We start from the raw sequence: 13,533 nt of genomic DNA on the forward strand, positions 1-13,533 counted from the left end.
CAAGTCCTTTCGACGCCGGAACCATGGCGAGGACATCGTCGCCGCCTGCGTAAATAACCTGCCCAAGGAAGTACTCTACAATGGGACGAACCAAATAGAGCGCGAAATTCGCGAGAGCCTCGCTGAACTGCAAATGATAAGAAGGAGAGAGGGTTCGTTTGGTTCCCTCCTCTACTTGCGCCGCTAGGGCATCCTTCGCTTCTTTTGAGAATTGCTCGAGTAGAGGCGGGGTCAACTCACCGCTGATCCACTTGCCCATGCTGTCGCCATCCAGCGCGATAATCGCTACGTAGGATGGCGGAGGGCCGAATTTCTTATCCTCATAAAGTTTTCGGAGTTCCGCAATTACATTATCACAACGCTTAGTAACGATTTTACCCTCGGGGATTCTTTCTTTTCGCTCCCACGAGTCCGCCATGAACGCATCCGGCGCGGTTTCTCGCAGCCAAGTATCTAGATTCCTTTCGGATAGAGGTTGTTTGCTGATTCGGACACGATACTCTCCGGCATGTCTCTGCATCGCCTCACATAGGCCGTAGATCCGATCAAATTCTTGCCGCGACTCGGCCAAGGCACGGACTGCTTCCCTGCGGATGTGATTGAGCCACTCCGCAGCGGCGATATCGGGAACGGACTGGAATCTTAAGGTCTTTTCGGGTTTCAGATGCCAGACATCGCGCAGATACGCTTCATGCCATACACGCTTGATAACGTTGATCGCGCCCAGGCGATCCTCGGTCCGGAAGAGCGAAAGAAATCGTTCATCGTCCGGTTTATTGATCCACCAGTCCATATCGAAAACGATTTCCTCCTTACCGGACAACATATCCTTCGATGCGCCCTGCTTCTTATCGTCGTCAAGCATCCAAGGTTGAAAGTCGCGAGTGTTTCGGCGCCCAGCATGGAGCCGGTCGAGTTCCTGGTAGTAGTATGACCACCAGTGGCCAGGATTGGGCGTCAGCTTAAATTTGCTGACGTCGCAGCCGAAAATCTTTTTGATGTACTCGGGCGGCGGCGATTGATTCCACGCCAACGTCTGCCAGGTAATTTGCAGAAACGATCTGACCTGACCGAAGAATCGCTCTTTCCAATTCGACTTCAACGGGTGGCGCCGATCGAGCCAATCCCAACAAACATTCGCGATGTTCTCCAACTCATTTCGAGCCGCTTTCTCTGCCTTCTCCGCTAAATGTTCCGCGTTCGACGCAGGGACAACGGCGAGAAACTTATTCGGCAAGTTCGGGACTAATATTTCGTTTTCGTGCAGTTTAAGCCGGTCCCAGATTGTTTGATGCGTAACGTCTTTGAGAGGAATCTTGTCATAAATCTCGTCGCGGTGAAGCAGGTCGAATAGCGGCTGGGCGCGAAGGAATGGGTAAATGACGGCGTCAGGGCCGCAGACATCGGTAACGGCTTTGATGGCATGGGCCATGAGCCAGGAAAGCAGGTAGCTGCCGCTCCAGAGATCGCGCGTGGAACGGGCCTGGGCAATGAATTCCTGCACAGGGCCGAGTTGAAAAATCAGGAAGGCGGGCTTCCCATCGCAACCCTGCAGGGCGGACGTAATACTATTGTGCAGCCAAATCGGATGGTCCGGCATCCGCGTATCGGCGACCTGATAGGCTGATCGCCAGCGGTGCTCCATTTTGTTTTCCGGATCTCGACAGACTTCCACGGGCCAGCGACGCCAGTGAAGAAAGAAACGGACCCGATCGCGGTCTTCTTCAGAAATATTGTCCAACATTCTGTCCCAAACCGGCTGAGTGACTTGCAACCACTCCGCGAGGAGCGCAGCGTTTGGGAATTGCTTCAGCGGCAACTCTGAACCGCCCATTGGATGAAGGAAAGGGCGTTCTTCGCCGCCAAATTCGGACCTCAACGAAGAGTCGAACAACGGATAACGATCAGCTGCTGCGGCCCAATAATCCGCGTATCGTTGAAATTCTTGGAGAGCTTCCTCGGGATCAAAACCAGCCCGGCGGATAAATTCTTTCGCTTGTTCCTCGTGGCCCTGAATATCCAAAGCCTTGTGCGGGGGGTCGTGGAGAAAGGCGAGAAGTTTGCGTTGCCAGAAATTCATGAGGTGACGATGACCTCCTTTCCCATGGTCAGGCAACGCGCGAGACGTCGCGCGACGTCTGCAGCGTATTCAAAGAGCGCGGCGCCGCAAGCAAAAATTGCGACGCGGTGGAATTAATGGCAATCCGCGCCTTTAGGCGGCGGACGGGGGCCAGTGGATCGTGACCGGCGCCTCGATTTCCGGATGGATGCTTTTGTGGACCGGACACGCCCTCGCCGCGTGTTCGATTTGCTGGCGGGCCTCGGGCGGCAGCGAAGCCGGTATCCACAATTCAACCGGAAGTCGCGCTATCCGGCGAGGCCCCTCCCGGCTCATTTCCTTCACGACCTTCGCGCGCATCCCCGAGACGTCCCATCCTTTACGCTGAGCCAAAATGCCTATCGTCGTGACGATGCATGAGGCCAGCGCCGTCGCCACAAGATCCGTGGGCGAAAAACGCTCGCCCTTGCCGAAATTGTCAACCGGAGCATCTGTCTCAATCCTCGTGCCCGAGGGGCCGTGAAAGGCCCGGCAACGGAGGTTGCCTTCGTACTCAACCATCACTTCCACCGACATGATGCGCCTCCATCCGCAGGCTTGCGCCCGAAACATGCGAGATTATGTTGTCCTGCCAAAAGGACGATCCATGGACCGCCAAACTGAAGTGCTCGACAGCCTCCGGCATATCGTTGATCCCGATCTGGGGCAGGATATCGTATCGCTCGGGTTCATCAAGAATCTTGCCATCGACGGGTCGGGGCATGTCTCATTTACGCTGGAATTGACGACACCAGCCTGCCCCATCAAGGAGCAGTTCCGGCAACAGTGTGAGGATGCGGTCCGTCGGCTGCCCTGGGTGACGTCCGTTTCGGTTTCCCTAAGCGCCCGAAGCCGAACGGGCGAGTCGAATCCGCTGCTTGCGCGCTCGAGGGGCCTCGAGCGCGTGTGGCACATTATTGCGGTTTCGAGTTGCAAGGGCGGCGTCGGCAAATCGACCACGGCCGTCAATCTGGCCTACTGCCTTCACCAACTCGGCGCGAAGACGGGTCTCTTCGACGCGGATGTATACGGGCCGAGCCTGCCTACCCTGGTCTCGCCCGTCGAACGGGAATTGTTTATGCGCAATGACCTGATCCAGCCGCTGGAGTTTGAGGGCGTCCGGCTGATGTCGTTTGGATTCGTTCCATCGGCCTCCGGCGGAGGGGCGGCCATTATGAGAGGGCCGATGGTCACTCAGGTGATCAACCAGCTTCTTACTGGCACGGATTGGGGCGAGCTGGATTATCTTGTGATCGACATGCCCCCGGGAACCGGTGATGTTCAGTTAACTCTAACCCAGATCATTCCAATCACTGCGGCCGTGATTGTAACAACACCACAACAACTTAGCTTTGTCGATGTGGTCAAAGGGATCCAGATGTTCGACAAGCTGAAAGTTCCCACCGTCGCCGTGGTCGAAAACATGAGCTATTTCGTATGTCCAGACAATGGAAAGACCTATTACCTGTTCGGACAGGGTGCGAGGCGAAAACTGGTCGAGCAGTTCGGCATCCGGAATTCATTCGAGATGCCGATCGATCCGGAAATTTCGCGCTTGAGCGACGCAGGGACACCCGTGGTGTTGGCCGATCCCGAGGGTCCCAGCTCGCGTCGTTACCGTGAAATCGCATCGGCGGTGGTGCGCGAAATTGAAAAACTAGCCCATTCCGGTTTTGCGAGGCCTAGAGTTTCTTTTTCGGCGGATCGCGGGATCGTGTTGACCCTGCCGAACGGCGAGCAACGAGTTTGCACGCCCGCCGAACTTCGGCGCGCATGTCGTTGCGCCCACTGCGTGGAGGAGTTCTCGGGAAAGCCGCTGCTTGATCCCGCAAGCATTCCGGAATCCATCCATCCTCGGAGCATCACGCCGATGGGCAATTATGCCGTCGCCATCACGTGGAGCGACGGCCATTCGTCCTCGATCTACCCTTACGAACTGCTGATGCAGGTGACGAAACCTGCCTCCTAACGCCCCTCCCCGCCGCTTTCCGCCAGACCCTATTTCGTGTACACTCGAAAAACCGCGGTGAATTCCATGCGACTGGCGATCTGCCGCTCAGCGATCTTTTGGGGGCTCATGGCCGTTGTCTGCCCAACGGCCGACGCCCTCCAAACAAGTTATTCCGACGGGGAATTCAATCCCGCGGAATGGATTGCCATCAAGGTCATCGACACCACGGCGGGGCAGACGGGCACCTGCACGGTTTATCAGGCCGGCTCCGCCGGCAATCCGGGGGCCTGCCGGACGATGGAGCATGCGCACTCACAGAACCAACTGGGTTTTGCGCACCTCTGTGCCTGGGCGGTGTACGACCCCGCGGTCCGCGGCCCGATCACCACGATTTCGTTTTCGTATGACGTTCGGGCCTATCAATTAGGTTCGGCCGGGGGCATACTCTTTCGCCCGCTGCTGGTCCAAAGCGGCAACGTCTTCACGGTCAATCTGACAAATACGATTTTCCAAACGAATACTTGGGAGCTGCGTGTCCACACGGGTCTGACGTGGTCCTCGTTTTGCAAAATCGGGAATTGCTTTGTGAAACCGGATTTTTCCGAAACAGCGCCACCCATCCAATTCGGGTTCTTCACCTTCACCTCGACGACAGCTCCCTCGAACTTTTCCCAATTCGCTATCGACAACTGGTCGGTTTCGATTCTGTCGACGGCTCCTGTAAAGTTTGTCACTGCGACCTTGGAAGAGACCGGAGTTGCCTTGCGGTGGTTGACCGATACCGGCGTGCAGTATCAGCTTCAGCGCGCGATCTCCCCGTTCGACGTCTGGACGAATCAGGGCCCGCCGATTTATGGAAACGGCGGAGATTTGGCGGTCACGAATTCTATCGACGCGCCGTCGGCCTGGTATCGCCTTCTAAAACTCAGCCCGTGACCGTCAGCTGCCGCATCACTGGGGACGACCGGCTGCGCGGGCGCGCTCATATTCCGCGATCGCTTCCGGCAAAATCTTCTTCAGCGCTTCCGCGCGTTGGCTGTCGGTGGGATGGGAAGACAGGAACGCAAACAGTTTCGGGTCTTTCGACCGGGCTGCGGCGCGCTCCCAAATCCGCACGGCCGCCCGCGGATCATATCCAGCTTTTGCCATGTACATGGTTCCGACCCGATCCGCCTCGAATTCATTTTCGCGGGAATACTTGGGAAGTATCAACCCTTCATAGACGAGAAATCCGACTGCAAGGCCAGCGGCGAGTTCCTCTTTGCCTTTGACTTCCGCGTAAATCATTCCGCCCAGAAGCGCCAGGCGGACCGGCAGCTCGCGGGTCAGCGCTTCAGTGACATGCCGGCATGTTACATGAGCAACTTCGTGCGCGATGACAGCCGCCAATTCATCGTCGTCCCGAACCAGTCCCTGCTCCGGATGATACAAACCCGAAAACACACCCATTTGCCCGCCTGGCGCTGCGAAGGCGTTCACAATGTTGGTCTCGAACAAATAAATCTCGTAGGGTAGATCCGGCATGTGGGAGACGGCGGTAATTCGCCGGACCATTTCTTGAAGCTTGGCCACTTTTTCACGGTCGGCATTGATGGGTACGTTTTCCTCCCGCATCTTTTTGATGATGTCGCCGAGGACCTGGCGCCCCAATTGGATGTCATCTTCAATCGTGTAGAGGTTGTTAACCTGCTGGCCTGTCACCGGGTCGACGGTGGAACAGCCCACCGCGAGAAGTGCCGCCAGAACGATCAACCACCATTTCATCGCATTCACGGCCAAAATATACCACAACGCGATGTAAGGATAAATTTCACGCGCCTCCGAAGGGTCTTCGCCGCGGTTGCCGCAACAATTTTGCAGAGTCTGACCCGCTGCCATTTGACTTGGAGCGAGGTCTTCCCTACTGATGAGGCATGCGTTTGCCCGCCGTTGAACACAAAACCGTCTTAATCACCGGCTGCTCCACCGGGATCGGCCGTGCCACGGCGCGGCTGCTCCGTGACCATGGGTGGCGCGTCCTCGCAACCGCGCGCCAATTGAAAGATGTCGATTCATTGGCCTCCGAGGGTTTCGAGTCGTTTCCGCTCGATCTTGCCGACGACCGTTCTGTGGCTGAAGGGGCGAAAACGGCGTTGAACCGTACGAATGGCCGGATTGGCGCGCTGGTCAACAACGCGGGGTACGGGCAGCCTGGCGCGCTCGAGGACGTCTCGCGGGAGGCGTTGCGCCGGCAGTTTGAAGTGAATGTCTTCGGGCTGCAGGACCTGACCAATCGGATTTTGCCCGCGATGATTAAGGCCGGTGCGGGGCGAATCGTTCACGTGAGCTCGGTGTTGGGGCGGCTCGCAATACCGCTGATGGGCGCGTATTGCGCAACTAAACACGCAGTCGAAGCGCTCGCCGACGCCCAACGCATTGAGCTCCGGAACACGGGCGTCGGCGTGATCCTCATCGAGCCCGGCCCCATCGAAACGGCGTTTCATCGAAATGCTCGGACCGCTGCCGAATCCATGCTCCCCGGCTCCCCGCGATTCGACCTTGAGAGATATGCTCTGCTGGTCGAGGCGGATCGACGATTTGCGATGAAGCCTGAGTCCGTCGCAAAAGCCATCTTGAAGGCACTCGAATCGCGCTGTCCACGTCGCCGCTATACCATCACTGTTCCCGCAAAGATAGGCCCTCTGCTTCGCACCATGCTTCCTGGGGCGTGGTGGGATGCGCTCTTGGAATACAGGATTCGCAATTTGCGAAAATAGCCGCGGATTCCGGGAATCAGAAGGAGCGGCACTCCAAAGCCCGAAGGCCGAACCCGATGTGAACAGTCCTCCAGGGGAACGCCTCTCTCACGTGCGGAGTGTTTACCCTCCGCTTCGCTAGCCTTCGCGCGGTTCCAAGACCCAACGCCGATTATACCAGAAATACTGGTCCGGATGCGCCTGAACGGCGCGGGTGAACACATCCGCCATTCTCTGGGTCAGCGCTTTTGCCTCGTCATCGGCGGGCCGTTCTTCGTCGGGGAAAATGGGCGGTTCGAAATGCCAGACATGCCGGGACCAGCCGACGCGCCGGGCGTATCCAATGATGATCGGAACATTCGCGCGCCGAGCGAAGACTGCCGGTCCCGCCGGCAGGTCCGCCGGGAATCCGAAGAGGGTGACCGGAATGCCCGGCATCGGCATGCGGACATCGGGCACCACGCCAAAAATCTTGCCCTGCTTCAGATTCCGCAGAATCGTCCTGACATTGTCGTCTTCCCGATACAGGAACTCGAGGCCGGTAGCGCTTCGAAGTCTATGAAGTCTCGCGTCCGTGAGCGGATTCCGTTGCCGTCCTACGATGAAAAACATCGGGAAGCGGAATCGGCGGGCTCCGACGATTCCCGTCAGATCCCAATTTCCCATATGAGGAATGACGAAAATGGCGCCCCGCCCCGGCGTCAAATGAGGCTGGACCGTTTGCACGAACGATTGGTAGTCGACGTGCCGTTCAATCCAGCGGGCATCCAGCGTCGGTGCCCGGGCCAGTTCGACGGCGTTGAAAAACAAATTTCGTAAACTGAGGCGCGCGATCCGGTCGATTTCGCGGGGCGATTTTTCCGGAAAGACCTGCGCGATCCGGCGCCGGGCTTCGCGTGGCCGAGCGGGGAAGAGCCTGTAGGCGATCGCGGCCACAGCGGCCGCCGCGGCATATGCTGCCCACAGGGGCAGGGCGTTTAGGACGGCCTCGAATGACCGGAAAAATGCGTACTCGAGGCGGTGTCGAAATCGGACCGCCATGCCGGCCGCCCTGAATTAGGCGGATTTCGGGGCAAAACGCTTCGCCGTCTTCTTCGGATGGCGCAGCAGGGTGCGCAACGCTTTTGAATCCATCTTGGCTGCTTGTTCCGGCGGCACGCCAAGCGCGACGACGCGCTTGATGTGCACTTTGCGACGGCGCCGCTTTTCGCCCTCGCTCTTGCGCTTCCGTCGAAGGTGCTTGTTCCGTATGTGTTTGACCGGCATGGTGCGTTCCTCGAATCGCGTTGAAGAGGGCGCTAAATACACGTTTCGGCCGGCCGATTCAACCGTGAAGATGATCGCGGGGAATTTCCCGCCCCTGCGGATCACGCGAGGGATGAGATAGGTCACGGTCAAGCGATTCGCGAAGCCCAGGCGGCGTCACATGTTCCAACCGTTCCGAAGCAATGTGCGCCTGGTCCGTTGGAACCTTCGCGCGGTTCACGAGGAAGGTCTCCCACAATCGGTGCGAACGAATCAGCGCCCGCGCCTGAATCAACCCTTCTTCCGTCAAACGCCAACCGCGGGCATCCTGCGAAATCCACCCTCGCCGGCGCAGCCGACCCAGCCAAAATGCGGAAGGTGCTTGCGCAGCATGCGCACCCCGCTCTTCTCGCCGGTACAGCGATGCCAGCGCGTCCTCCAAGCCGATCCGATATCTCAGGCGTGCCGCGCGCACTGATCGGACCACCAGCCCATACTCTGGCGAAAAGAACAGAGCCAGACCAAACAGGAGGCCGGCGGCGACGGCAGCCATCCCGGCCGAGTTGGTGTCGCGAAAGCCCGCGAGTTTGGGCAGCTCCAGCGCACCCAGATGCCCCAGCCATACCGAGGCCGCCGCGAGCAACACGCTGAGGCCCATCATGGGCCCAAAACGCGAGGTGATAAGCCGGGCGGTTGCCGCGGGCACGACCAACAGGGCAACAACCAGGATGCTGCCCACCGTCTCGAAACCGGCAACCGCAACCAAGGCTCCAAGGGCCGCCACGACCTGATCCATGACACGCGGGCGGAACCCTTGAATCGCCGCGGTGGTCGGGTCAAACGCGCTGATTAGAAATTCCTTGTGCAACAGCGCACAGACGCCCGCGACCATCACCGCGGCGCCGGCGTTGACCAAAAAGGCACGAGGCACGGCAACTCCGCCGACCTTCACCGTCTCGAGCGGCGTCAATTCCAGCGCGCCATACAAAACGCAGGAGGGATCCAGATCGACGCGATCGGCCACCCGGACCATCAGAACGAGTCCGAACGCGAACAACGTCGTAAAAACGATCCCCAGCGACGCATGTTCCTCGACCCGACCGACAGCCGAAATCCATCGGGCGAGAACTGACGTCGCCAGGGCGGCGAGGACCGCGCCTAGCAACATCGGGAAGGTGTCCCGGCTGCCCGTTATAAGGAACGCCACCGCAAGGCCCGGGAGGGCGGCATGTGTAATAGCGTCCCCCAGCATCGCCATTCGCCGGACGAGCAGCAGCGAACCAACCATGGCGCACGAAATCGCCGTCAGCGTGGCAGTCGACGCCATCCAAAAGTCGATGGATTGCCAGGGCGTCATTCCTGTCTCGCGCCCGGTTTCAAGGGATGGGGGCTTGGCGGCGTTGCGCCGTGTTGCCGGTTCTCCAGAGCATGCTCGAGCTCACTTGCCATGTCGGGCGACAGGAGATGCTCCAGTTCATCGGCTGTGCGGTCGGCATGGTCAGGGGCGACGGACGCGTGGCGCACTAAAAAATATTCCCAGAGGCGGTGCAGGCGCACGACCCGCTCTGCCGAGCGCCGGCCCGCCGGCGTCAACCCCCATCGATCTCCAATACGCTCGACCGCCCCCTCCCGGCCGAGCCGCTCCAGAACTGAACGAATCCGGCGGCTCGATCCGCCGCGAATCTCTCGAAAGTCCGAGACGGCCATGCGCACCGCGCCGCCTGCATGCTCTTCCGCCTCCCACAGCGTGCGAAGCGCGTGTTCCTGCCAAATCCGTCGCTCGAAGCGCATCTGTTGCAGGGCGCGGACCAGAAGCCCGCGCGAGGCGCCACAAACCAGACTCGCAAAAAAAATGGCGGCCGCCGCGAGAACAACAACTGCGCCCGTCGGCCAATCGGGGGCAACCGCACTCCACAGCGCCCCCGCCGCGCCGGAAACGGCGCCAAATCCCGCGGAAATCCATACCATCGGCGCAAGAGAATCGCTCCAACATCGCGCCGCCGCGGCCGGAATGACGAGGAGCGCCACCACCAGAATCAGCCCTACCGCCTGCAATCCGACAATAGTAACCGCGGCAGCCGCCGTCATGAGCAGAGCGTCCAACAGGCGCACCGGCCACCCTTGGACGTGCGCGAAATTGGGGTCGAAGCAAAGGGCCCGCAGCTCCTTGAACACGAGGGCAACGACCCCTGCGATCGCGGCCGCCGTCGCGGCGATCCGCCAACCATCAGCCGCCCGCATCGCCGCCGCCCGTCCCAGAATGTACGACTCCAAACCTGCTGCGGAGGCTCCGTCCATCTGCTGGATCAGTCCCAACATCGACACGCCCAACCCGAAAAACACACTGAGGACGATCGCCAGCGCCGCATCATCCGAAAGCGGCGTCAGCCGCCGTATGCTCTGAATAAGACCTGCCCCCGCCAAAGCCGCGAGCGCCGCCCCGGCAGTCAACAGCGGCGCGCTCTTTCCGCCCCAACCCATCGCCGTTCCCAACAGAAACGCCCCGGCGATTCCCGGCAAGGTGGCGTGGCTGAGCGCATCACCCAAAAGCGCCTTGCGCCGCAAGACAAGGAAAGCGCCCACCGTCCCGCACGCGGCGCCGAGGGCCGCGACGCCCGCCGTCACCACGCGAACGTTATAAGTCAACAGGCGACCAGGTTCATTCCCGGCATCGCCCAAGATCGCAGGCGCGCCGAACGCCGCCCCGCAAACGGCAAATGCGAGGCAACCCGCTGCCGCCGCGAAGAGAACCACCACGCCCGTCGCTCGTCGGAGGCTCCACCTGAAATGGGCTGTGGCTTGATTCATGGTTCACGTTCTGCCGATCTCGCGACCGCCTGTGCCGCCTCTTCCAGCAGCGTCAGCCGCCCGCCATATGTGCTGTGCAGGTTCTCGCGCGTCAGCACGTCGCTGACCGGCCCGGCCGCGACCACCCGAGTGTTCAAGAGGATCACCTCATCGAAATACTCCTGAACCGTCTGCAGGTCATGATGCACTACGACCAACGTCCTGCCCGCATCCCGCAAATCGCGCATCAGGCGAAACACCATTTCCTCGGTGGCGGCGTCGACGCCCGCCATCGGCTCGTCCATGAAATAAATCCGGGCGTCCTGAACGAGGGCGCGAGCCAGAAACACCCGCTGTTGCTGCCCGCCAGAAAGTCGGCTGATATGCCGTTTCGCAAAGGCCTCCATCCCCACTCGCGCCAAAGCCTCCATCGCGCGGTCGCGGTGGATTTTCCGGACCCTCCGAAACCAACCGATCTCGCGATAGAGGCCCATCGCCACCACGTCGAGCGCGCTCACGGGAAAGTCCCAATCGACCGTTTCACGCTGGGGCACGTACCCAATGATCCCCCGCTGCTCAGCCAGCGGTCGGCCGAAAATCCGGATTTCACCCGAGGCGACTGGCACGAGCTCGAGGATCGCCTTCATCAGGGTGCTCTTGCCCGCGCCGTTGGGTCCGACAATCGCAACCATTTTTTGCGGCGGAATATCGAGATCCACATCCCAGAGCACCGGTTTTCGGTGGTACGCCACGGTCAGATCATGGATGCAAACCGCCGCATCACGAGAATGTTCCGGCCCGGCCGGAGCCGAAGCTCGTCTCCAGGGCCCGATCAAGGGCGCCCCTCCTTCCAACCGCGAAAACCGCTCGGCGGCGGCGCTCCGCCCAGCGCGCGCGCAATCGATGTAACATTGTGGTCGATCATGCCGATGTACGTCCCCTCGTAGGTTCCATCCGGCCCCATCGCATCGGAGTATAGGGCCGGACCGAGCGCAACCGCGTGCCCTCGGGCCGACGCCCCTTCAATGAGGGCCAGAACATTTCGATCGGAAACGCTCGTCTCTACAAACACGGCCGGAACGCGCCGCTCGACCAACGTGTCCACCAGCTTTCCGATCCGTTCCAACCCTGCCTCGGATTCCGTCGACACGCCTTGTATGCCAACCACCTCGAATCCGTATGCGCGCCCAAAGTAATGGAAGGCATCGTGCGCGGTAACCAGCAGACGGGCCGAGGACGGCACTGTGGAGAGCACCTCCTGTGCATATTCATCGAGTTCTCTCAACTGCTCATGATAGGCGGCTGCGCGTTCCGCGTACCTTGGCGCCCGCGCTGGATCAAACCTCGACAGACTACGCTCGACGACCCCTGCCGCCTCCATCCATAAGGACACGTCCATCCACGCGTGAGGATCCGGAACCCCTTCGTGAACCAACATCCGCTCCGGCAGCAGCGTCTCGACCACGGCAATCACGTTCCGACCGTCGCGCGCCATTCGCTCCAGCACATCGGCGAGTCGGCCTTCCAATTTGAAGCCGCAGTAGAAGACAGCCTCCGCCGCCATCAGCGCGGCAATATCGCTCCGCGTAGGCCGATAGAGGTGCGGGTCAATGCCGCTTCCGATCAGTTGCGTTACTTCAACGTCCTCTCCCCCTATCTGCCGAACGAGATCCGCGACCATCCCCACTGTGGCCACCACTCGCAGCCGCGGAACGTCTTCCGACGCAACCACCGTTGCCGCAAGAAAAAACAAAAGGGATCCAAACAATGACCGCAAATTTTGCACTTTCAAATTTATGATTTTGAATATTCAAAATACGTGTTGCGCTGTTCATGTCAATCGGACTTTTTTATGCTACTTTCAAAGCGCGACCGGTGAAACCTGAGCGATGCCGAGCAGCACCGTAGAGGATTACATAAAGCGGCTCTATACCGAGCAAAAGAAGACGCCGGGCGAGCTGGTTCCCATGGGCCGGCTCGCGGAAGTCATGGCCGTGGTGCCCGGCACAGTGACGACCATGATTAAGGCGCTCTCGGACTCTGGACTCGTCGAATACGAGCCGCGCGCCGGCGTTCGACTCACGCCACAAGGCGAGCGGCTCGCCTTGCATGTCCTTCGCCGCCATCGGTTGGTGGAACTTTTCCTCGTGCGCACCCTCGGGTTGGATTGGTCGGAGGTTCATGCCGAGGCGGAAACGCTCGAGCATGCGATTTCAGAAAAAGTGCTCGAACGCATCGATGCCCTTCTTGGGTTTCCGGACTGCGATCCGCATGGGTCGCCCATCCCTACTGCCGATGGCGAGGTCGCGCCGGAACATACGTTTTCACTCGCGTCCGCAGTAGAGGGGCAGCGCTATCGCATCGACCGTGTATGCGATGCGGAATCGGAGTTTCTCCAATTCGCGGAGCGAGCCGGGCTTGTGCCCGGGGCCCACGTGCGAATCCTGCGCGCCGACTTGCCCGCCGATGCGGTAACCGTGGACGTCGAGGGTCGCGGTACCTCCACAATGGGGCTGGGCGCGGCGCGCCGCATCTTTCTTTCCCCGGTTTAGCGGCCAGATGTCAGCGGTTCTAACTCAGGGACCGTTCGCCAATTTCCATTCCCTGTAAAAAAAATTTTTAGGGCTTCCATGCTGTGTAAATTTCGCTTCATGGAAGTGGCGGCGCACCACGCCCAAGGACAAGGCGGCGAGACTCGAAAGCCGATCCAATCGCAG

Annotated in this window: 13 protein-coding genes; 4 read left to right on the forward strand and 9 right to left on the reverse strand. The window is 59.9% G+C overall.

From position 1 onward, the window contains the following. Both cas10 and NZ740_03995 read right to left on the reverse strand, forming a co-directional pair. The coding region (cas10, locus tag NZ740_03990; GenBank protein ID MCS6771167.1) for a type III-B CRISPR-associated protein Cas10/Cmr2 at positions 1 to 2,080 on the reverse strand (2,080 nt) is incomplete at its 3' end. 132 nt (positions 2,081 to 2,212) lie between these two features. Then, on the reverse strand, positions 2,213 to 2,635 hold the full coding sequence (locus tag NZ740_03995; protein ID MCS6771168.1) for an OsmC family protein: 423 nt from the start codon (positions 2,633 to 2,635) through the stop codon (positions 2,213 to 2,215). Positions 2,636 to 2,705: 70 nt separating this feature from the next. Here NZ740_03995 and NZ740_04000 point away from each other — a divergent pair, with 70 nt between their 5' ends. Beyond that, on the forward strand, positions 2,706 to 4,067 hold the full coding sequence (locus tag NZ740_04000; GenBank protein ID MCS6771169.1) for a P-loop NTPase: 1,362 nt from the start codon (positions 2,706 to 2,708) through the stop codon (positions 4,065 to 4,067). 66 nt (positions 4,068 to 4,133) lie between these two features. Continuing rightward, positions 4,134 to 4,985: a hypothetical protein gene (locus tag NZ740_04005; protein ID MCS6771170.1), complete on the forward strand. Its 852-nt coding sequence runs from the start codon at positions 4,134 to 4,136 to the stop codon at positions 4,983 to 4,985. Positions 4,986 to 5,000: 15 nt separating this feature from the next. Here the strand turns inward: NZ740_04005 and NZ740_04010 are convergent, their stop codons facing one another. Beyond that, entirely contained in the window at positions 5,001 to 5,813 is an 813-nt protein-coding gene (locus tag NZ740_04010; protein MCS6771171.1) for a M48 family metallopeptidase, read from the reverse strand. Positions 5,814 to 5,962: 149 nt separating this feature from the next. On the opposite strand from NZ740_04010, the gene NZ740_04015 reads away from it, so the two are divergent. Continuing rightward, positions 5,963 to 6,805 carry an SDR family NAD(P)-dependent oxidoreductase gene (locus NZ740_04015; protein ID MCS6771172.1) on the forward strand — a complete coding sequence of 281 codons (843 nt, stop codon included), beginning with the start codon at positions 5,963 to 5,965 and terminating at the stop codon, positions 6,803 to 6,805. A 117-nt stretch (positions 6,806 to 6,922) separates the two neighbouring features. On the opposite strand, the gene NZ740_04020 is transcribed toward NZ740_04015, so the two are convergent. The 6 genes from NZ740_04020 to NZ740_04045 are packed head-to-tail and all read right to left on the reverse strand — an operon-like array spanning position 6,923 to position 12,548. Beyond that, a complete protein-coding gene (locus tag NZ740_04020; GenBank protein MCS6771173.1) occupies positions 6,923 to 7,825 on the reverse strand; it encodes a lysophospholipid acyltransferase family protein in 903 nt (300 codons plus the stop codon). A 15-nt stretch (positions 7,826 to 7,840) separates the two neighbouring features. Then, positions 7,841 to 8,050 carry a hypothetical protein gene (locus tag NZ740_04025; protein MCS6771174.1) on the reverse strand — a complete coding sequence of 70 codons (210 nt, stop codon included), beginning with the start codon at positions 8,048 to 8,050 and terminating at the stop codon, positions 7,841 to 7,843. Between the two features lie 58 nt (positions 8,051 to 8,108). Then, complete coding sequence (locus NZ740_04030) at positions 8,109 to 9,356, reverse strand: metal ABC transporter permease (GenBank protein MCS6771175.1); 1,248 nt, start codon at positions 9,354 to 9,356, stop codon at positions 8,109 to 8,111. A 26-nt stretch (positions 9,357 to 9,382) separates the two neighbouring features. After that, positions 9,383 to 10,837 (reverse strand): metal ABC transporter permease, encoded by a 1,455-nt coding sequence (locus NZ740_04035; protein MCS6771176.1) that lies wholly within the window; start codon positions 10,835 to 10,837, stop codon positions 9,383 to 9,385. Continuing rightward, on the reverse strand, positions 10,834 to 11,649 hold the full coding sequence (locus NZ740_04040) for an ABC transporter ATP-binding protein (protein MCS6771177.1): 816 nt from the start codon (positions 11,647 to 11,649) through the stop codon (positions 10,834 to 10,836). The genes NZ740_04035 and NZ740_04040 overlap by 4 nt, the downstream gene beginning before the upstream one ends. Next, a complete protein-coding gene (locus tag NZ740_04045) occupies positions 11,649 to 12,548 on the reverse strand; it encodes a zinc ABC transporter substrate-binding protein (GenBank protein MCS6771178.1) in 900 nt (299 codons plus the stop codon). The genes NZ740_04040 and NZ740_04045 overlap by 1 nt, the downstream gene beginning before the upstream one ends. 157 nt (positions 12,549 to 12,705) lie before the next feature. On the opposite strand from NZ740_04045, the gene NZ740_04050 reads away from it, so the two are divergent. After that, the gene (locus tag NZ740_04050) at positions 12,706 to 13,368 is read left to right on the forward strand and encodes a metal-dependent transcriptional regulator (protein MCS6771179.1); all 663 of its coding nucleotides are present in this window, start codon (positions 12,706 to 12,708) and stop codon (positions 13,366 to 13,368) included. The last annotated feature ends 165 nt before the right edge of the window (positions 13,369 to 13,533 follow it).

It is taken from the genome of Kiritimatiellia bacterium, assembly GCA_025054615.1.
In the GTDB taxonomy this organism is placed as follows: Bacteria; Verrucomicrobiota; Kiritimatiellia; order CAIVKH01; family CAIVKH01; genus JANWZO01.

Excerpts from the sequence above, each read along its gene's own strand:
- NZ740_04035 (MCS6771176.1), bottom strand. The coding sequence starts at position 10,837 with ATGAATCAAGCCACAGCCCATTTCAGGTGGAGCCTCCGACGAGCGACG.
- NZ740_04030 (MCS6771175.1), bottom strand. The coding sequence starts at position 9,356 with ATGGCGTCGACTGCCACGCTGACGGCGATTTCGTGCGCCATGGTTGGT.
- NZ740_04000 (MCS6771169.1), top strand. The coding sequence starts at position 2,706 with ATGGACCGCCAAACTGAAGTGCTCGACAGCCTCCGGCATATCGTTGAT.
- NZ740_04050 (MCS6771179.1), top strand. The coding sequence starts at position 12,706 with ATGCCGAGCAGCACCGTAGAGGATTACATAAAGCGGCTCTATACCGAG.
- NZ740_03995 (MCS6771168.1), bottom strand. The coding sequence starts at position 2,635 with ATGTCGGTGGAAGTGATGGTTGAGTACGAAGGCAACCTCCGTTGCCGG.
- NZ740_04025 (MCS6771174.1), bottom strand. The coding sequence starts at position 8,050 with ATGCCGGTCAAACACATACGGAACAAGCACCTTCGACGGAAGCGCAAG.
- NZ740_04020 (MCS6771173.1), bottom strand. The coding sequence starts at position 7,825 with ATGGCGGTCCGATTTCGACACCGCCTCGAGTACGCATTTTTCCGGTCA.
- NZ740_04015 (MCS6771172.1), top strand. The coding sequence starts at position 5,963 with ATGCGTTTGCCCGCCGTTGAACACAAAACCGTCTTAATCACCGGCTGC.
- NZ740_04010 (MCS6771171.1), bottom strand. The coding sequence starts at position 5,813 with ATGAAATGGTGGTTGATCGTTCTGGCGGCACTTCTCGCGGTGGGCTGT.
- NZ740_04005 (MCS6771170.1), top strand. The coding sequence starts at position 4,134 with ATGCGACTGGCGATCTGCCGCTCAGCGATCTTTTGGGGGCTCATGGCC.